This is a genomic window from Demequina sediminicola (genome assembly GCF_000975055.1).
Classification (GTDB): Bacteria; Actinomycetota; Actinomycetes; order Actinomycetales; family Demequinaceae; genus Demequina; species Demequina sediminicola.
This window is the reverse complement of record NZ_BBRB01000001.1, coordinates 133,959-151,406: the sequence shown is the minus strand read 5'-3', so window position 1 is coordinate 151,406 and position 17,448 is coordinate 133,959. Positions and strand designations below refer to the sequence as shown.

Genomic DNA, 17,448 nt, shown 5'->3' with positions numbered 1-17,448 from the left:
CTTGTGCCCCTACTGCAACGGCGAACACACGCACCCAATGACACCGGGAGCGCGAGGCAGACGCCAACGCCGAGCGCCACTGTGCGGCCAATACTGCAGCCCCGAACAGCGACAGGCCGGCTATTTCTTCACACCACCAAAGAGGACACCGTGACCCACCAGCGCAGCATCGACCCTGTAGAGAAATTGCGCAACGCAGTTCTCAACGGACGGACCCGCAAAGCAGACCAAGCCGCATATGAGGCCGAGATGGCTGAACTCAAGCGCGAACGAACGACCAAGGTGAGCGCCGCGTTCCGCAGCCTCATTGTCCCCACCTCAGACCAGGAGAACTAGACACATGCACGCCTTTACTCGCGAGACTGCACGCAGCAATGTTGCCAACCTTGTATCCATCCTCGCCACTCGCTCAATCCCAGTGCCCGACGCGGTACAGGAGACACTGACCGAACTCGAGCGTGTTGAGAAGCTGGCACCTAAGACCATCGAGCACAACGCGCTACGCGATGCCTACCTAGACCCCACGGCCACACCTGCAGCAATCGACAAGATCGCGCTACACATCGCCTCGAGCGCTATACGTCGCTCCAGTCACCAAGAGGCGGTTATGACTGCCGCCATGAGGGCGTGGCGCACGTTCGGTGAAAACATCGACACGTTCATCGAAGCCCTGGAGCACGTAGCGCACGAACACATTGCGAACCTTGAATGGCTCGCGGTACAACCAGACCGTGACCCGGTAAACATGATCCAGGCGCGCCGACCAGAGGACGCCACTCGCGCGGTCGCAGCTACGAATGGACTGCACGACCTCGCCGCCATGCGCGCACTGCGGGCAAAACTCACCGGACCGGGCCGCACATGGCCTAGCGAGGTGGCTATCTGGAAAGACCCCGCACCTTCGCTACGAATCCACGACGCCGATGCCCTGACGGTGACATGCGACACCATCGCAGCCGGGGGCCAATTGTGGTGGCCCACCAGGGCGGAAGCCGAGGCCCAGGAGCAAGTCCTCATTGCACGGGCACAAGAGCACGCACGACGCCAGTCACAAGCATTCCGAGCAATGCACTACGAGGACTAACCGAGGTTGGGCCGCGTGGCCATGAAGAGCGCGCGGCCCTGACCTGGGGGTAGACCCCGGTCGGACTGACGTCGCTCACCCGGCGGCACTAAGACTTTCACACACGGAGATTTCAGGTTCACACACACGAAAAGGAGCCGCCACAGTGCCTAGCAAGTCACCCCCAATCGCAGAGGCCTCAGCGCGGCTCTCGCTCACTCTGAATGGAGCCGAACGCGCTGTACAGGAACCCCTCGGTAGCGTAAGGACGTGCTTGCGCGTACGATTGTGCGATTGGTGCGGTGGATGTCAGACGGTTGCAGTACGTTTGCCTTACGGTAGTTGAGAGTAGGAGAGGGAGTTGCCATGACTGGTGCACGCGACCTCGATGTCGCTCAGCGAATATACGATGAGTTGGGCTGGGTGGACTCCTGGAAGCTTCAGAAACTCACCTACTACACACAGGCATGGAGTTTGGCTTGGACGGGCACGCCGCTCTTCGAGGGCCGGATCGAGGCATGGAAAGATGGCCCCGTGGCCCCCGCCTTGTTTCGAGTGAACAAGTACAACAGGGCGCATTTTCATGACACCTACGTTCCCGGCTCAGATACGGCGCGACTCAGCTCGGACGGGTTGGCGATTGTAGATGAGGTTGTGCGTTTCTATGGCGGATTCGACAAGCCGGCGCTCGTGAACTTGACCCACGGCGAGCGTCCATGGAAATCCGCATACCAGCGTGGCAAGAATTCATTGATTGAGAGTGTTGACATGTACCGCTTCTACAGCGAATTGGCCGAGATCGGCGGCGCAGTTCCGTCACGCCCGGAGTTGTCTGGTGACGCAGTTGACGAGGCAGAGTTCGAGGCGGCATTCAAGGCCGAAATGCCCCGGTGGACCCGCACGCTGGAGCGCCTCGCACAGTGATCCGGCGGCTTTCGCCGAAGCTTGCGCTGAAGGCCAACGAAACCCTGCTTGGCCGCTCAGCATTGCTAATTAACGCGCACGGACTTGACAGTGCGCTCGGGAGACCATTCGCTACCTACGACGGCATAGCGGTCCATTCGACGCTCGTATCGCAGGCCGCAGCCATGCTCGAGGCACTATGTCAGAATCATCCTTTCGACGACGGCAACAAACGGACGGCCTGGATGCTAACGACAGTCTTCTTGCGACTGAACGGAGCCCCACTTGACCCCGTCGATAACGACGAGGCGGCAGAGTTCGTTGAAAGCGTTGTCGAACACCGCTATACGACCGATGAAATTGCGGCGTGGCTCAGCGAACGTTCGAGACCAGACCACTAGCAAGGCGCCCCATCCGGCCATCACGGTCAGGCGGGGCGCTTTTGCATTCCTGGCTGGCGAGGGCATGAGCACGCGGGCCATCGCCCCGATTGTTGGGGCATCGAAGGACTCGGTCCACCGCGACCTGGTCCAGGTGTCTCACCATGAGACACTTACCGCCACCACCGCAGACCCCAAGCCCGTCGCGCCGACGTATCCCGTGACCTACGTGGGCGACATGACTGAGGGTGTAGCGGGCTAGGCCGGCTTTTTCTTCACCAGGAATGCGGTCAGCAAGAGGGTGATCCATGCAGGCGACGTGAGCAGCAATAGCAACACGCCCTCATTTGGACTCATCACCACCGCACCTAGAAGGCATAGCGCTATCAGCGCGAATCCGACCCAACCCCATGCACGCATACGCGGCGCGCTCTTGCTCGCAGTCATGCCCACACCCTAACGACAAGGGGCGGTTGGCACATGGGTAGCGGGCGAAAGGCATTGAGGGCATACGCCCGCGCGTGTCTTGACCCCATCCCAGGCTTCCCACGATCCACGTCCCCGTATCGAGTCAGGCCACGACAAGTAGCACCCCCTCGGTTGAGAGCGTGCTGAGCGTGGACTGCGGTCAAGTCCCTGCAGGGAACGTAACGAGAACGCAGCGGCTGGCCTGTCACACAGCATTTACAGGCGTTCACTGAGAGCGGCTAGGAACGAGGAATGACGCCGGGACTGAGAAGCCCTGCACCACCGCCTAGCAGGTCGCTAGGAGGCGATACGGGGCCGCTCAGATTGATGTGGCGATGATTTGACTGGGTGCCGTCTCGAGGGCAGAGCACAGCCAAGCAAGTTCCGACAGTGACGGGTCAATGCCGTCGATCAAGATGGCGTGCGTCCTGCCCGGGGCGATGTGTTCAGGCTCGAGGCGCGTGGCGACCTCATCCACGGTTAGGCCGCGATCCACTGCGAATAGAAATAGTGCGTCTGCGATGCTCACGCCGCCACCGCCTCAATAGCGGGGCGTGCATGGTCGCGCATCTGTGCGGCGATGCTGTAACCCAGGGCAAGCGCCTCGAGCCTTCGCGCGTCTGCGGTGCGTAGTCGATCCCAGGCCAGCGCAGCTGCGTCGCGCGCGTCAGTGGCGAGGGTGGATAGGTCGGGGGTATCGTTTGTCATGCGGGCGGTCCATTCGCTCGTACGCCCGGCCACCGTTAGCGCGGTGAGTCGGGCATCTCTTTTATGTATGGTCCACTAGCGTTTGCTGGCGTACCGGGCATGTGTACATTGCACGCCAACTCGGCGCGGGATGCCGTCACCAAACTCTGCACACTGCCGCTGCTGGCCGGCGAGAACGTCACGGACCGATTCGTGGTGCCGACCGTGGCATCGGCGATCGACCTTGTCGTGCACCTCGGCCGTGACGGCGATGGAACCCGGATAGTGAAGGAGATCCTCTCCGTTCCCGGGACAGTCGAAGGCGGCGTCATCACCACAACCGTCGAGTTTCGCCGCGACGGCGTGACCCTCGTGGCTGCGCCACACCGTGCACCTCTCGCTGGAGCGCGAGCGTGACGACGGTATGGGGGCTGCTCCTCGGGACTGGCGCATTCCTGGTGTGGTGGAGTTGGTGGCCGCTGCCCGAGTCGCGCTCTGCTCGTAAGGATGGCTGGCACGCCCGTACACGTGACCGCCTGGTGCAGGCAGGCGCCGGAGGAGTGTCTCCAGGTGCACTTGTGGCGACGTCGCTCGGAATCGGGGGAGCGATTGCCGTGGTGGCAGTGGCGCTCACTGGATCGTGGGTGATCGCCTTGTGCTTTGGAGTGTTGGCGGCTCGCGGACCCTCGGCGCTCGTGGCCGTCCGGGCACGCCAACGCGCCGTTGCGGTGCGACAGTTGTGGCCCGATGTTGTGGACTCGTTGACCTCAGGAATCCGGGCAGGGCTAGCGCTGCCGGAAGCCATTGCTTACGTCGGCGACAGAGGTCCAGCGCAACTTCGCGAGCCCTTTCTGCTCTTTGCCGCGGACTATCGCGCCTCCGGTCGCTTTGGGGAATGCCTCGACTTGCTCAAGTCGCGCCTCGCAGACCCCGTGGCAGACAGGATCATTGAAGCGCTACGGCTGACTCGCGATGTGGGCGGCACCGACGTCGGACAGGTGCTCCGGTCGCTCTCGGAGTTCCTCCGGGACGATGCCCGTATCAGAGGTGAGCTCGAAGCGCGCCAAAGTTGGACGGTCAACGCCGCCCGGCTCGCGGTCGCGGCACCATGGGTTCTCTTGGCGCTGTTGTCGACGCGTGGCGACAACGCCGCCGCCTACAACAGCACCGCCGGTGCGCTGGTGCTCGTCAGTGGCGGCTTTGCCACGGTCGCCGCATACCGACTCATGATGAAGGCCGGCCGCCTCAGAACAGAACAGCGGGTGCTCAGATGACCGCCGCCTACGCTCTGTGGGGCGCGCTGCTGGGTAGCGGGATCTGGCTCATCTACTTGTGGAGCCGTGCCCGCCGGGACACCCTGGCCGCCCGCATCGCCCCCTACGTGCGAGCCGGAGTGGAAGAGGAAATCCAACGCCGTGCCGTAACAGTCACGCCCTGGCCCACACTGGAGCGGCTCCTCGCTCCCGTGGTGAGAGATGCCTCCCGAGTGCTCGTGCGATTCGGGTCGCCAGCCGCACACGTGCGCTCGCGGCTTCGTCGAGCGGGACGGCCCGGAACGGTGGAGCAGTTTCGAGCGGAGCAAGTGTTGTGCGGGATTGCTGGGCTCGTGGTGGGTGTGGCTCTGGCTGCGGGCCTGGCGATGGCTCGCGGAGCGTCCTTGATGCCACTCGTCATTTTGGTGGTGGTGAGTACGGCGGGGGGAGTGTGGGTTCGCGAGGCACTCCTGACACGCGCCGTCAATCAGCGTGAGCGGCGTATCCGCTCAGAACTCCCCGCCGTGGCGGAGCTCCTGGCGCTCGCCGTCACCGCAGGTGAATCCGCGGCTGCCGCGTTGGAGCGCATTGCCCACATCACTGACGGTGCACTGAGTGAGGAATTGAGGCTCGCGCTTGCCGACTGTCATGCCGGTGCAAGGCTGCCGGCGGCATTGCAGACCATGGCCCACGATGCCCAAGTGCCCGCCTTGACACGTTTCGCAGACGGCATTGCTACGGCCGTCGAGCGAGGTACGCCGCTGTCTCACGTTTTGCGTGCCCAAGCCCATGATGCGCGCGCCGCCAGCAGGGAAGAGCTCATCGAAGAAGGCGGAAAGCGCGAACTCGCAATGCTCATCCCAGTCGTATTCATCATCTTGCCCGTCACCGTGGTGTTCGCCGTCTTTCCAGGTATTACAGCCCTCCGCATCACTTAGTGCACCCCCAGAAAGGATGTTATGAATCACCCCACCGCATTCCCCGCACGCCTTCGTGCCGCCCTGGCGTACCGCCGTAGCGAAGCCCAACAGGACCGGGGTGACGTTCCGGGTTGGGTGCTGATTACCCTCATGAGCGCCGGACTCGTGGCCGTGATCTGGGCTATCGCAGAACCTGCCCTCGCGGAGCTGTTCGACAACGCCATTGCTTCCGTCACGCAGTAGGACGGACAGCGACCGCGGCAGCGCGGTCGTGGAGTTTCTTGGGGTGTCGATGCTCGTGATGTTGATTGCCGTCGCCCTCGTGCAGTTGATCCTCGCGCTCCATGTACGCAATACCCTGCGTTCCAGTGCACACGAAGGCGCTGTCCACGCGGCGAAGGCCGATCGCACCGTGGCGGAGGGGGCGCAGCGTGCCAAGGACGCGGCAATGACAACGATCGGCGGTATCCCAGTGAGCGCGACCGCCCGGGAAGTCGCGGTGGGATCCGAGCCTGCCGTTGAGGTGACGTTGAGCGCCAGCGTCCCCATCGTCGGCCTCTGGGGTCCAGGTGACATGAGCGTGACAGCGCGAGCGTTCAGCGAGGGCACCGGTGGATAGGTTCACTCGGTGGAGGAATGCGAGAAGCGACCGAATCACGTCCGACGACGGTGGCGCCATCGTCGAGTTTTTGGGCGTGACGGTGGTGATCCTTGTGCCGCTGATCTACCTGATAGTCGCGTTTGCTCACATTCAAAGCGCGAGCTTCGCGGTGGAAAGCACCGCCCGCACGGCGGCGAGGACTGCGGCTGTCAGCGGCGTCCAACAGACCACGGCCGGAGCCGCGACAAGTGAAGCAATGAATCACGTTCAGACAAGCGCCAACGCTGCAGCGGCCCTCTCTGCCGAGAACTTCTCCGTTGACCACATCAGCGTCGATTTGTCCTGCGAAGGCGAGTGCCTGGCCCCAGGAACCGCCATCGTTGCCAGCGCCGCGGCCACAGTCAGACTTCCGGGCGTGCCCGATGCGCTCGCGGCGGTGGTGCCCTTGGAAGTCGAGGTTTCCGCGACCGGAGTTTCACCTGTGGGGGAGCGGTGACGCGCATCTGGGCTACCCGGGAACGGGACGATGCCGGGGGAGCCGCAGTCTTCACGCTCGGGTGGATTGTGGTGGTGCTACTGGCACTTCTCACAGTGGCGGCGGCCACGGACGTGCACATTCAGCGGGTGCGGCTCATGGCGCTAGCCGATGAAGCGTCCCTGGCCGCCCTCAGTGGAAACAGCGCCTATGGCGGTAACCCCGCAGGCGCGTCTCCGTACTTCGGAAGCACGGCGGCGCAGGTTGATGCGCACGTCGTGACCGCCGCCACCGCGTGGGTCGCGAACCGGGCCGGCCACTCCAACTCGGCGTGGGTCGCAGAGGTCGTCGTCGTGGACGCAGAGGCGACCGGCGACGGCGGTGTGTCGGTGACATTGGCGCGCCAGGTGCCGCTGCTGTTCGGGCTCGACGCTCTAGCCCCATGGCATGACGGAATTGACGTGGTCGTGACCAGCCGTGCTCGTGAGTTCTAGCGGTCTCCCGCGACTAGCGAATTGGCGCTGACCAAGACCCGTGGGTCCAGGAAGTCCTCGGGGTTCACATCGGCGGCGTTCGCAATGGTGAAAGTCACCGTTTGCCCCGGAAGAATCGTCACCAGTGCGTCGGACACCACCGCATCGGCTGCGACCTTGTCCGGCAAAATAGCCACATCACGGACTACCTCATGCGCCGTGATGCTGACATCGAACCCACCATCCGTCACCCGTGCCGTCGCTGTGAAGGGGCTGCCCGCATACGCGATGTCCTTGTCCTCAGCATCGGTCCAGATGGCGTATCCGCGCGAGCCGCCTGCCGCACCATCCTCTGCGTGGCGTGCCTGAGCGACCAACACCTGACGGGTGGGGTTGTCGATATCGCCCACATCGTCGGGGACCTCGAGTGTCACGGCGGTGCGAGCGGGCACCAGAACGTCCTCAGTTGCAGCCGCGTGGACGGTGCCGTCCAGCGACATGCGGGTCAGGGTGACCGTGTCCTCCCAGTCGTCGTCAGTGTCGTTCACCAAGACCAGGTGGGGGAGCCCTGCTGTGTCCAGTCCACCATCGGCCCCACGCGGTTGGAAGGTCAGTAGGCGCGGCGCATAAGCGTCGCGGAGTGCAAACCACAACGGCTTGAGCCGCTCATCACCGTCGATCGCTGCCCACGACGTCACCGGCCAACAGTCGTTGAGTTGCCACATAATCGAGCCGGTGGTTCGTGGCCACCATGAGCGATAGTGCTCGATGGCAAACCGAATCGCGCGGGCCTGATTCAGGGAGGTCGCCCAGTGCCATTCCTCAAAGTCACGGCCAGCAGGTAAATGAGGGCGTAGTCCACGGTTGAGTTTGTCGTTACCCTCATGAGCTTTCTGGTGCGCAAGCCACGCGTCGGACTCCTGATGCAGATCCTCAGGATCGATACTGCGGGTCAACGTAGCCCAGGTGGGCGGACCCTGGAAGCCATACTCCGACGCGAAGCGCGGCACATAGGAGCCGTAGTGGGTGTAGTCCAACTGGTTCCACACCTGCCACTCGTGAATAGGTCCCCACGTGGGGTCGTTGGGGTGCACTGTGTCATACGGCTGATGCGGGCTAAACGGCGACGATGGCGTGTAGGTGCGTGTGGGGTCCAAGTCCGCCACCAGTGCAGGGAGCAACTCTTCGTAGTAGCCGATGCCCCACGTGCCGTCACCGCCGATGTTGCCCTGCCAACCCCAGTCATGCCAGCCCCAAATGTTCTCGTTGGAGCCGTTCCACAGTACGAGCGACGCATGGGGCATCAGACGGACGATGGCCTCGCGGGCCTCCGCTTCCACCTCGCCGCGGATGGGCGCACCTTCGGCGTAGGCGGCACACGCAAAGAGGAAGTCCTGCCAGACCATCACACCGGCTTGGTCACACAGGTCGTAGAAGTCATCGGACTCGTAGATTCCGCCGCCCCACACGCGCAACATGTTCATATGGGCGCCAGTGGCCTGGCCGATGCGCCGCTCAAGTCGTTCACGAGTGATGCGCGTCAAGAGGTGGTCGTCCGGAATCCAGTTCGCACCCTTGATGAACACGGGAACATCGTTCACGATGAACGTGAAGCCCGCTCCAGTGCCGTCGTGAGCCATGTCGACCTCGACGGTACGGAAGCCGATGCGTCGGCTGTACGTGTCAAGCAATGTGTCGCCGTGGAGCACGCTCACCTCGAGGTCATACAGGTGAGGGCGCCCGTAGCCACGCGGCCACCACCGTTCCACACCTGGCGCTTCGATCACCACGGTCGCAGTGGATTCGCCAGCGACAATCTCGGCCTCGACCGTGACTCCGGCGACGTGGGCGCGGACGGTGAGGTCGGCATCGGCCGCCCGTTCCACGCTGATGTGTGCCTCGACCCGTCCCGTGTCGCCATCAACCGTCACGACGGGGCGCACCGAGTCAATGCGGGCGGTACGCCACCGCTCAATCCGCACGTCCTTCCAGATTCCGGCAGTTTGCAAGTCCGGGCCCCAGTCCCAACCAAACGAGCACGCCATCTTGCGGACAGCGGGGTACGGATGGGGGTATGGAGTCGGGCGGTGGCCAAGGGTCTCCGTGAGGTTCCGTGCATATTCGAGGGCCGATGCGAAATCGACCGTCAAGGTGTCGGTGCCACTGCTGAGTAGTTCGCGGACATCAAAGCGGTATGAGCGGTGCATGTTCTTGGTCCGCGCTACCTCTGTGCCGTTGAGGCTGACAGTCGCCACCGTGTCGAGGCCGTCAAACACCATGTCGACACGCTCACCAGGCGCCGCAGGCTCAACATCAACCATGCAGGTGTAGCGCCACTGACACAGATGCATCCACGCCAGGTCGTGCTCGTTCGTGGACAGATACGGATCCGGAATCAAGTCTGCGTTGATGAGGTCCACATGGGTGCTTCCCGGCACCTGAGCAGGGATAGTCACGCCAGCCACGGAAGCCGGAGCATCGCCACCACGATGGGTAAGAGTCCACCCCTCGCACAGGCTGTTCCTGTGCATCGCTGTGGCGTGCGGAAGATCGGATGAAAGCGCCTTTGCTGACATGCGTCCCACCGTACCGGTGCCAGGGACTCCAACACGCCGTCCTGTGCAACTGCTGCTCACCGTGTGGGGCCGAAGGTCCCATTCCGCGGCGGTTTTCCGGGTCTACTGTCAAAGAAGATCGCAAGAGCGCGAGCGGAACCACCGCAAGACTCCGGCATCGCACTACAAGGCATAAGGGAGAACAACATGACCGCCACTGATCCCCGTCCCACGGCCGACAACCTCGCGCACGCGGACGAGTGGAGAGGCTTCGAGCGTGGCCCATGGGCCGACGGCATCGATGTCCGCGACTTCATTCAGCAGAACTACCAGCCCTACGAAGGCGACAGCAGCTTCCTTGAAGGCCCCACCGAGCGCACCACCCGCGCCTGGGACACCATCGCTGGGATGTTCCCGGAAGAGCGCGAAAAGGGCGTCTATGACGTCGACGCGACCACTCCGGCCACCATCACCGCGCACGCCCCCGGCTACATCCGTGAAGGCGAAGACGTCATCGTCGGCCTCCAAACCGACGCACCCCTGAAGCGCGCCATCATGCCCTTCGGTGGCTGGCGCATGGTCGCCAAGTCGCTCGAAACCTACGGCTACGACGTCGACCCAGAACTCGAGACCATCTTCACCAAGTACCGCAAGACCCACAACGATGGCGTCTTCGACGTGTACCCCCCGAATGTCCGTGCAGGCCGCAGCTCGCACATCATTACCGGACTTCCCGACGCCTACGGCCGTGGCCGCATCATCGGTGACTACCGTCGCGTCGCTCTCTACGGCGTCGACGCACTCATCGAAGGCAAGAAGCGCGAGCGCGCACTCCTCGACATGGAGCGCTCCGTCGAAGACGTGATCCGCGACCGTGAAGAGAACAGCGAGCAGATCAAGGCGCTCAACGAACTCAAGCAGATGGCCGCCAGCTACGGCTACGACATCTCCGGCCCCGCAAGCAACTTCCGCGAAGCAGTCCAGTGGCTCTACTTTGGCTACCTTGCAGCAGTCAAGGAGCAAAACGGCGCCGCAATGTCGCTGGGACGCACCTCGACCTTCCTCGACATATTCGCTCAGCGCGACCTTGCCGAAGGCACCCTTGACGAGGCCGCCGCACAAGAGGTGATTGACGACTTCGTCATCAAGCTTCGCATCGTCCGCTTCCTGCGCACCCCCGAGTACGACTCCCTGTTCTCCGGCGACCCCACCTGGGTCACCGAGTCCATCGGCGGTATGGGAGACGACGGCCGTCCGCTCGTGACCAAGACATCGTTCCGATTCCTCCAGACCCTCTACAACTTGGGCCCAGCCCCCGAGCCGAACCTCACCGTGTTCTGGTCCGACCAGCTGCCCACCGGGTTCAAGGAATACTGCGCACAGGTCTCGATCGACACCTCCGCAATCCAGTACGAGTCCGACGACCTGATCCGCTCCCAGTGTGGAGACGACGGCGCTATCGCATGCTGCGTCTCCGCCATGGAAGTAGGCAAGCAGATGCAGTTCTTCGGAGCTCGCGTGAACCTCGCCAAGGCCCTCCTCTACGCCATCAACGGTGGCCGTGACGAGGTCTCCGGCAAGCAGGTCTCACCCGCAGCTGCACCGCTAACCGCCGAGGTCCTCGACTTCGACGAGACCGTGGCGGCACTCGACAAGCTGCTGGACTGGCTGTCCGAAACCTACGTAGACGCACTCAACTGCATTCACTTCATGCACGACAAGTACGCCTACGAGCGCATCGAAATGGCACTCCACGACAAGGAAATCCTGCGGACCATGGCATGCGGCATCGCCGGCCTGTCCGTCGTCGCAGACTCGCTGTCCGCCATCAAGTACGCGGAGGTTCGCCCCATCCGCGACGAGACCGGACTCGCCATCGACTACGAAGTCACCGGAGAGTTCCCCACCTACGGCAACGACGACGACCGCGCCGACGACATCGCCGTGGAACTCGTTCGCAGCTTCATGGAGAAGGTACGCCGCCAGCCCACCTACCGCGGAGCCAAGCACACCCAGTCGGTGCTGACGATCACGTCCAACGTGGTCTACGGCAAGGCCACCGGAAACACCCCCGATGGACGCCGCGCTGGTGAGCCCTTCTCGCCCGGAGCCAACCCGATGAACGGCCGCGACACCCACGGCATCGTCGCATCGGCCCTATCCGTCGCGAAGCTGCCCTACGCCGATGCAGAAGACGGCATCTCGCTCACCACCTCCGTCGTCCCCTCAGGACTGGGACGCGACAAGGCCGAGCAGATCAAGAACCTGGTCGGTGTCCTCGACGCCTACACGGTTTCCCAGGGCTTCCACATGAACGTCAACGTGCTCAACCGCGAGACGCTCGAAGACGCCATGGACCACCCCGAGAACTACCCGCAGCTCACCGTCCGAGTCTCCGGCTACGCCGTGAACTTCGTGCGACTGACCCGCGAGCAGCAGCTCGACGTGCTCTCCCGCACCTTCCACGGAAGCCTGTAACTCTCATCAGCCTCGGCGCCCCCATGCGGGGCGCCGAGGACTGAACCCCGCAGTAGCCCCGTACTCAACCCCCGTCCCCAGCAACACCGCAGCACTACCCAAGGAGTGCAGGCCATGTCAGTCCCCGTTGACGCCAAGACCTCCTCAGCCGCCGCATCGGCCGCCGAGGAACTGCCCCTCATCGACCCCGCCGACGTTGACCGCTTCAGCGCCCAGCGCCAAGGCGGAGATACCGGCTCAGTGCACTCCTGGGAACTCGTCACCGCCGTCGATGGCCCCGGCACCCGACTCACCTACTTCCTGGCAGGCTGCCCACTGAAGTGCCTCTACTGCCACAACCCCGACACCTGGCAAATGCGGCGCGGAACCCGCGTCCACGTCGATGACCTCATGAAGCGCGTACGACGCTACGCACCAGTCATGAACGCTTCCGGCGGCGGCATCACCCTCTCCGGCGGCGAAGCACTCCTGCAGCCCGCCTTCGTGGAGCGGATCTTCGCGGAGTGCAAGGCCGAGGGCATCCACACCACACTCGACACCTCAGGTTTTCTGGGTGCGCGCGCCTCAGAAGACCTCCTCGACAACACCGACCTGGTGCTCCTCGACGTCAAGTCCGGCGACCCCGAGACCTACAAGAAAGTCACCGGCCGGCCTCTGCGCCCCACGCTGGAGTTTGGCCGCAGGCTCGCCGATCACAACATCCCCATCTGGCTGCGCTTTGTGCTGGTGCCAGACCTCACTGACGACTGGGACAACGTTGAAAAGGTTGCCGAATACGCCGCATCGTTGAGTTCCATCGAGCGCGTCGAGGTGCTGCCGTTCCACCAGATGGGCCGCGACAAGTGGGCCGAACTAGGCCAGCGCTACGAGCTTGAAGACACCAAGCCGCCGTCGAAGGAACTCATTGACCGCGTGCGCGGGCAGTTTGAGGCGCGCGGGCTGCTGACGTACTGAGCTGCGCCTGCATCCTCCGTCCTCACACGCACCCCGCCACGCACCCACGCTCACTGCACCCCGCCGCGCACTCCGTCACTCCCACCACACCCTCCGCCCCCACCACACCCTCCGCGAAATGGTGCAGAACATGCCATTCTCGGCGCTGAATGGCATGTTCTGCACCATTTCAGCAGACCCGGAAGCGGTGAGCGCAGACCAGGTGGGGTGAGCGGGGACCAGGTGGGGTGAGCGCGGACCCGGAAGCGGTGAGCGCGGGCCGGGAGGGGTGAGCGCGGGCCCCACGGAGGTGGGTGAAACGGCTAGTCCGGGACCTTCGTCCGTGGGACCTTGGCCACGAGAGAACGCCTGTTTCTGACCCTAGATTTGAAGTATCAAGTTCCCGCTCGGGAACGATGAACAGGGAGAAACACCATGACCGCTACTGTGGACAACCCCACTGCGACTCAGCCGTCGATCGCTGCAGAAATTGACCGCCTGGTTGCTAATGGCCAGCGCGCGCTCGACGCGTACACCGCATTCACCCAAGACGATGTTGACCTGCTAGTAAAGAAGGCGTCCGTTGCGGCGCTCAACCAGCACGGAGACCTCGCCCTCCAGGCCGTCGCAGAAACCGGTCGTGGAGTCTTCGAAGACAAGGCCGTGAAGAACATCTTCGCGTGCGAGCACGTCACTCACTCGATGGGCCCCATGAAGACTGTGGGCATCATCAACGAGGACCCGCTGCTGGGCATCACTGAGATTGCTGAGCCTGTTGGCGTGATCTGTGGTGTGACCCCCGTCACCAACCCCACGTCGACTGCCATCTTCAAGTCGCTCATCGCGCTGAAGACTCGCAACCCCATCATCTTCGCGTTCCACCCGAGCGCCCAGGAATCGTCTGTTGCTGCAGCCCGCATTGTGCGCGATGCTGCCATTGAGGCTGGCGCTCCTGAGAACTGCATCCAGTGGGTCGAGCACCCTTCAATCGACGCGACTAACGCCCTGATGAACCACGACGGGATCGCGTTGATCCTGGCCACCGGCGGTAACGCGATGGTCAAGGCTGCTTACTCGTGCGGCAAGCCGGCATTGGGTGTCGGCGCCGGTAACGTTCCTGCCTACATCCACACTTCTGCCAACGTGAAGCGCGCTGTCAACGACATTGTCATCTCGAAGGCATTCGACAACGGCATGGTGTGTGCTTCTGAGCAGGCTGTGATTATTGACTCGGCGATTTACGACCAGACGTTCAGCGAGTTCACCCGCCTCCACGCTTACCGCGTGACCGCTGCTGAGAAGACCCAGCTTGAAGAGTTCATCTTTGGAGTGGCTGCGAACAGCGAGAACTGCGGCGGCGCCAAGCTCAACGCCGCGGTGGTGGGTAAGTCTCCTCAGTGGATTGCTGAGCAGGCTGGCTTCTCTGTTCCTGCAGAAACCTCGATCATCCTGGCTGAGGTCTCGACTGTGGGTGAGTCGGAGCCGCTGACCCGCGAGAAGCTGTGCCCAGTGCTTGCAGTGCTCAAGTCGGAAACCACTGAGCAGGGCCTGGACTATGCCGAGCGCATGGTGGAGTTCAACGGACTTGGTCACTCGGCTGCGATCCACGCTACTGATCAGGAACTGATTGAAGAGTTCGGCACTCGCATGAAGGCCGTTCGCATCATCTGCAACTCGCCTTCGTCTCAGGGTGGAATCGGTGACATCTACAACGCCTTCCTCCCGTCACTGACCCTTGGCTGTGGCTCTTACGGTCACAACTCGGTGTCGAACAACGTGACCGCAGTGAATCTCATCAACGTGAAGCGCATCGGCCGGAGGAACAACAACATGCAGTGGTTCAAGGTTCCCGCCAAGACGTACTTCGAGCCCAACTCGATCCAGTACTTGCGCGACATGCCTGATGTGGAGCGCGTGACGATCGTTACTGACTCGACCATGACCCGCATCGGCATTGTGGACAAGATCCTGGACGTGCTGAACCGCCGTACGGACAAGATTTCCGTTCAGATCCTCGACAACGTGGAGCCCGAGCCTTCGGTCAAGACTGTGACTGCTGGCGCGCAGGTGCTGCGTGACTTCAAGCCGGACACGATCATCGCTATCGGTGGTGGATCGCCTATGGACGCCGCGAAGGTCATGTGGCTGATGTACGAACACCCTGAGGTGGTCTTCAGCGACCTGAAGGAAAAGTTCTTCGACATCCGCAAGCGTGCCTTCACGTTCCCCAAGCTCGGCGACCTGGCACAGCTGGTCTGCATCCCGACCACCTCCGGTACTGGTGCAGAGGTGACTCCGTTCGCGGTCATCACGGACACCGAGACTGGTCGCAAGTACCCGCTTGCGGACTACGCCCTGACGCCGTCTGTGGCCATCGTGGACCCGGTCCTGACTGCACAGCTTCCTGCTCGTGTGGCTGCGGACTCCGGCTTCGACGCTCTGACGCACGCTACTGAGGCCTTCGTCTCGGTCTACGCCAACGACTTCACTGATGGCATGGCGTTGCAGGCAATCCGCATGGTGTTCGACAACATCGAGACTTCTGTCTCGGGTGGACCCGATGCTGAGAAGGCTCGCGAGAAGATGCACAACGCTGCGACGATCGCCGGTATGGCGTTCGGTAACGCGTTCTTGGGACTCGTCCACGCGATGAGCCACGTGACCGGTTCGACGTTCCACGTCGCTCACGGCCGCACCAACGCCATCTACTTGCCGCACGTCATCCGCTACAACGGCAAGGTTCCGACCAAGCCGACCTCGTGGCCCAAGCAGGAGACCTACGTGGCTCCTGAACGGTTCCAGGAGATCGCGAAGACTCTGGGTCTGGCTCACTCCACGCCGGAGGAGGCCGTCGAGGCTTACGCATCGGCCGTGGAAACCTTGCGCGACAAGGTCGGCATCGAGAAGTCCTTCCAGGAAGTCGGCATTGCCGAGGAAGACTTCATTGGTCAGCTCGACACGTTGGCATTGAACTCGTACGAGGACCAGTGCGCACCTGCGAACCCACGTCTGCCGATGCTGGCTGACATGAAGATCATGATGCAGGCCGCGTATTACGGCATCCGTTACGAGGACGTCGCCGCACGTGAGGCTGAGGCCGCCGTTGCTGAGGCAAAGGCCGCTAAGCCTGCAGCCAAGAAGGCTCGCGCCGCTAAGAAGTAAGCGGCTCGCTAGACATCACAGGGCCCCGGTTCTCGGAGTGATTCCGAGAGCCGGGGCCCTGTGGCGTGTCTGACGGGTCAGGGGTGCCCGCTCAGGGGTGCCCGCTCAAGGTTGCCTGGCCGATGCTGCGGAAGCCGGACGCGGATGGTCGTACGCGGGTGGTCGGCCGGAGCAGCCCGGCCGATGCTGGAGGTTTAGTTGGCGTCTGACGTCGCGGCATCGGCGCTGGGCTTTGCGCGTTTGCCCATTTCTCCTGCGGTGAGCAGGAGTGCGGCGGTGAGAAGCAGCGATGCGACCATGACGGCCACGAGCACCGTTGGCGTGTCGATGAAGCTGGTTCCTGCGATCAGCAATGCGGCGGAGAGGTTGCGTTGGGTAGTGCCCAGTGATGTGACGACTTTGTGTTCGCGTGTGGAGCCACCTGTGAAGTAGCCGATGATGAGCAGCAGCACCACAAAGACGATGGTGGCGAGCAGCAAACCTGTGCCGATTTGGTCCCAGATGGAGGGCAAGGCGACGAGGATGCCTGCGCCGAGGCCGATCGCGAGGCCGGTGGATGAGATCTGATTCATGCGGGGTGCGAGATTCGCGGATTCGGGGTATCGACCGCGCACGATCAGGGCGAGGATCAGCGGCAGCAGCATGAGCAGCACGAGTGGTTTGGCGATGTCCCATGCGCTGACTTCCACGCCGTCCACGAGCAGTGGGAGCACAAGCGGAATGTAGATGACGGTGACGACCATCAGCAAAACCATCAGGCCCACCGAGTAGGGCACGTCACCCTTGGCCATGTGCGCCAGCTTTGGCAGGAATGGGGCTCCTGCGGCGACACCGAGTAGCAGGAGGCCTAGCGTTTGGTCGTCGCCCAACCCGAACAGTTGTGCAATGCCCCAGGACGCTGCTGGTGCCACGATGAAGCTGAGCACGAGCCCTGTGATGACGAGGCGAGCGTTCTTGAGGGGTGTGAGAATCTGCTGCACGGTGAGGGACAACCCGAGCGCGATCATCGACGAGACCACAAAAACGAGGATCGACACTTGGGCAATGGCGGTCAGGACGTCACTCATGTGTCACTCCTTGTGGACTGTGGTGCACGA

At 62.9% G+C, this 17,448-nt stretch carries 20 protein-coding genes; 15 read left to right on the top strand and 5 right to left on the bottom strand.

Annotation, left to right across the window (positions count from 1 at the left end):
* Nucleotides 1-150 precede the first annotated feature (150 nt).
* The 5 genes from AOP79_RS00730 to AOP79_RS11740 all read left to right on the top strand — a co-directional run bounded on the left by AOP79_RS00730 (nt 151) and on the right by AOP79_RS11740 (nt 2,608).
* Nucleotides 151-336 (top strand): hypothetical protein, encoded by a 186-nt coding sequence (locus tag AOP79_RS00730; RefSeq protein WP_062069431.1) that lies wholly within the window; start codon nt 151-153, stop codon nt 334-336.
* 4 nt (nt 337-340) lie between these two features.
* The gene (locus AOP79_RS00725; RefSeq protein WP_062069428.1) at nt 341-1,084 is read left to right on the top strand and encodes a hypothetical protein; all 744 of its coding nucleotides are present in this window, start codon (nt 341-343) and stop codon (nt 1,082-1,084) included.
* Between the two features lie 345 nt (nt 1,085-1,429).
* The gene (locus tag AOP79_RS00720) at nt 1,430-1,987 is read left to right on the top strand and encodes a Panacea domain-containing protein (RefSeq protein ID WP_062069425.1); all 558 of its coding nucleotides are present in this window, start codon (nt 1,430-1,432) and stop codon (nt 1,985-1,987) included.
* Nucleotides 1,954-2,367, top strand: a complete 414-nt coding sequence (locus AOP79_RS00715) for a type II toxin-antitoxin system death-on-curing family toxin (protein ID WP_369401006.1) — start codon at nt 1,954-1,956, stop codon at nt 2,365-2,367. Before AOP79_RS00720 ends, AOP79_RS00715 begins: the two co-directional genes overlap by 34 nt.
* A 64-nt stretch (nt 2,368-2,431) precedes the next feature.
* Nucleotides 2,432-2,608 (top strand): hypothetical protein, encoded by a 177-nt coding sequence (locus AOP79_RS11740; protein ID WP_161794200.1) that lies wholly within the window; start codon nt 2,432-2,434, stop codon nt 2,606-2,608.
* Here the strand turns inward: AOP79_RS11740 and AOP79_RS00710 are convergent.
* From AOP79_RS00710 to AOP79_RS00700, 3 genes are all read right to left on the bottom strand, one after another.
* Complete coding sequence (locus tag AOP79_RS00710) at nt 2,605-2,793, bottom strand: hypothetical protein (RefSeq protein WP_062069419.1); 189 nt, start codon at nt 2,791-2,793, stop codon at nt 2,605-2,607. The two genes, AOP79_RS11740 and AOP79_RS00710, sit on opposite strands and share 4 nt — an antisense overlap.
* A 340-nt stretch (nt 2,794-3,133) precedes the next feature.
* On the bottom strand, nt 3,134-3,343 hold the full coding sequence (locus AOP79_RS00705; protein WP_062069416.1) for a hypothetical protein: 210 nt from the start codon (nt 3,341-3,343) through the stop codon (nt 3,134-3,136).
* Nucleotides 3,340-3,522 (bottom strand): hypothetical protein, encoded by a 183-nt coding sequence (locus AOP79_RS00700; protein WP_062069413.1) that lies wholly within the window; start codon nt 3,520-3,522, stop codon nt 3,340-3,342. Before AOP79_RS00700 ends, AOP79_RS00705 begins: the two co-directional genes overlap by 4 nt.
* 99 nt (nt 3,523-3,621) lie before the next feature.
* Here AOP79_RS00700 and AOP79_RS00695 point away from each other — a divergent pair, with 99 nt between their 5' ends.
* The 7 genes from AOP79_RS00695 to AOP79_RS00665 are packed head-to-tail and all read left to right on the top strand — an operon-like array spanning nt 3,622 to nt 7,244.
* Nucleotides 3,622-3,918 carry a hypothetical protein gene (locus AOP79_RS00695; RefSeq protein WP_062069410.1) on the top strand — a complete coding sequence of 99 codons (297 nt, stop codon included), beginning with the start codon at nt 3,622-3,624 and terminating at the stop codon, nt 3,916-3,918.
* On the top strand, nt 3,915-4,775 hold the full coding sequence (locus AOP79_RS00690; protein ID WP_062069407.1) for a type II secretion system F family protein: 861 nt from the start codon (nt 3,915-3,917) through the stop codon (nt 4,773-4,775). The genes AOP79_RS00695 and AOP79_RS00690 overlap by 4 nt, the downstream gene beginning before the upstream one ends.
* On the top strand, nt 4,772-5,692 hold the full coding sequence (locus AOP79_RS00685) for a type II secretion system F family protein (protein WP_062069404.1): 921 nt from the start codon (nt 4,772-4,774) through the stop codon (nt 5,690-5,692). Before AOP79_RS00690 ends, AOP79_RS00685 begins: the two co-directional genes overlap by 4 nt.
* A 21-nt stretch (nt 5,693-5,713) precedes the next feature.
* Nucleotides 5,714-5,917, top strand: a complete 204-nt coding sequence (locus AOP79_RS00680; protein WP_062069401.1) for a hypothetical protein — start codon at nt 5,714-5,716, stop codon at nt 5,915-5,917.
* 28 nt (nt 5,918-5,945) lie between these two features.
* Nucleotides 5,946-6,293, top strand: a complete 348-nt coding sequence (locus AOP79_RS00675; RefSeq protein ID WP_152647942.1) for a TadE/TadG family type IV pilus assembly protein — start codon at nt 5,946-5,948, stop codon at nt 6,291-6,293.
* Nucleotides 6,286-6,771: a hypothetical protein gene (locus AOP79_RS00670; protein ID WP_062069395.1), complete on the top strand. Its 486-nt coding sequence runs from the start codon at nt 6,286-6,288 to the stop codon at nt 6,769-6,771. Before AOP79_RS00675 ends, AOP79_RS00670 begins: the two co-directional genes overlap by 8 nt.
* Nucleotides 6,768-7,244 (top strand): pilus assembly protein TadG-related protein, encoded by a 477-nt coding sequence (locus AOP79_RS00665; protein ID WP_062069390.1) that lies wholly within the window; start codon nt 6,768-6,770, stop codon nt 7,242-7,244. The genes AOP79_RS00670 and AOP79_RS00665 overlap by 4 nt, the downstream gene beginning before the upstream one ends.
* Here AOP79_RS00665 and AOP79_RS00660 read toward each other — a convergent pair.
* Complete coding sequence (locus tag AOP79_RS00660; protein ID WP_062070966.1) at nt 7,241-9,754, bottom strand: glycoside hydrolase family 2 protein; 2,514 nt, start codon at nt 9,752-9,754, stop codon at nt 7,241-7,243. The two genes, AOP79_RS00665 and AOP79_RS00660, sit on opposite strands and share 4 nt — an antisense overlap.
* Nucleotides 9,755-9,985: 231 nt before the next feature.
* Here AOP79_RS00660 and pflB point away from each other — a divergent pair, with 231 nt between their 5' ends.
* From pflB to adhE, 3 genes are all read left to right on the top strand, one after another.
* Entirely contained in the window at nt 9,986-12,256 is a 2,271-nt protein-coding gene (pflB, locus tag AOP79_RS00655; protein WP_062069387.1) for a formate C-acetyltransferase, read from the top strand.
* Nucleotides 12,257-12,370: 114 nt separating this feature from the next.
* Nucleotides 12,371-13,210, top strand: a complete 840-nt coding sequence (gene pflA, locus AOP79_RS00650; RefSeq protein WP_082093244.1) for a pyruvate formate-lyase-activating protein — start codon at nt 12,371-12,373, stop codon at nt 13,208-13,210.
* Nucleotides 13,211-13,624: 414 nt separating this feature from the next.
* Nucleotides 13,625-16,351 (top strand): bifunctional acetaldehyde-CoA/alcohol dehydrogenase, encoded by a 2,727-nt coding sequence (gene adhE, locus AOP79_RS00645; protein WP_169746063.1) that lies wholly within the window; start codon nt 13,625-13,627, stop codon nt 16,349-16,351.
* Nucleotides 16,352-16,545: 194 nt separating this feature from the next.
* Here the strand turns inward: adhE and AOP79_RS00640 are convergent, their stop codons facing one another.
* Nucleotides 16,546-17,418: a bile acid:sodium symporter family protein gene (locus AOP79_RS00640; RefSeq protein WP_062069384.1), complete on the bottom strand. Its 873-nt coding sequence runs from the start codon at nt 17,416-17,418 to the stop codon at nt 16,546-16,548.
* Nucleotides 17,419-17,448: the final 30 nt, after the last annotated feature.

What these genes read in the sequence shown, in the direction of transcription:
- AOP79_RS00725 (WP_062069428.1), top strand. Translation starts at nt 341, where the DNA reads ATGCACGCCTTTACTCGCGAGACTGCACGCAGCAATGTTGCCAACCTT.
- AOP79_RS00720 (WP_062069425.1), top strand. Translation starts at nt 1,430, where the DNA reads ATGACTGGTGCACGCGACCTCGATGTCGCTCAGCGAATATACGATGAG.
- AOP79_RS11740 (WP_161794200.1), top strand. Translation starts at nt 2,432, where the DNA reads ATGAGCACGCGGGCCATCGCCCCGATTGTTGGGGCATCGAAGGACTCG.
- AOP79_RS00710 (WP_062069419.1), bottom strand. Translation starts at nt 2,793, where the DNA reads ATGACTGCGAGCAAGAGCGCGCCGCGTATGCGTGCATGGGGTTGGGTC.
- AOP79_RS00700 (WP_062069413.1), bottom strand. Translation starts at nt 3,522, where the DNA reads ATGACAAACGATACCCCCGACCTATCCACCCTCGCCACTGACGCGCGC.
- AOP79_RS00695 (WP_062069410.1), top strand. Translation starts at nt 3,622, where the DNA reads ATGTGTACATTGCACGCCAACTCGGCGCGGGATGCCGTCACCAAACTC.
- AOP79_RS00685 (WP_062069404.1), top strand. Translation starts at nt 4,772, where the DNA reads ATGACCGCCGCCTACGCTCTGTGGGGCGCGCTGCTGGGTAGCGGGATC.
- AOP79_RS00680 (WP_062069401.1), top strand. Translation starts at nt 5,714, where the DNA reads ATGAATCACCCCACCGCATTCCCCGCACGCCTTCGTGCCGCCCTGGCG.
- AOP79_RS00660 (WP_062070966.1), bottom strand. Translation starts at nt 9,754, where the DNA reads ATGCACAGGAACAGCCTGTGCGAGGGGTGGACTCTTACCCATCGTGGT.
- pflB (WP_062069387.1), top strand. Translation starts at nt 9,986, where the DNA reads ATGACCGCCACTGATCCCCGTCCCACGGCCGACAACCTCGCGCACGCG.
- pflA (WP_082093244.1), top strand. Translation starts at nt 12,371, where the DNA reads ATGTCAGTCCCCGTTGACGCCAAGACCTCCTCAGCCGCCGCATCGGCC.
- adhE (WP_169746063.1), top strand. Translation starts at nt 13,625, where the DNA reads ATGACCGCTACTGTGGACAACCCCACTGCGACTCAGCCGTCGATCGCT.
- AOP79_RS00640 (WP_062069384.1), bottom strand. Translation starts at nt 17,418, where the DNA reads ATGAGTGACGTCCTGACCGCCATTGCCCAAGTGTCGATCCTCGTTTTT.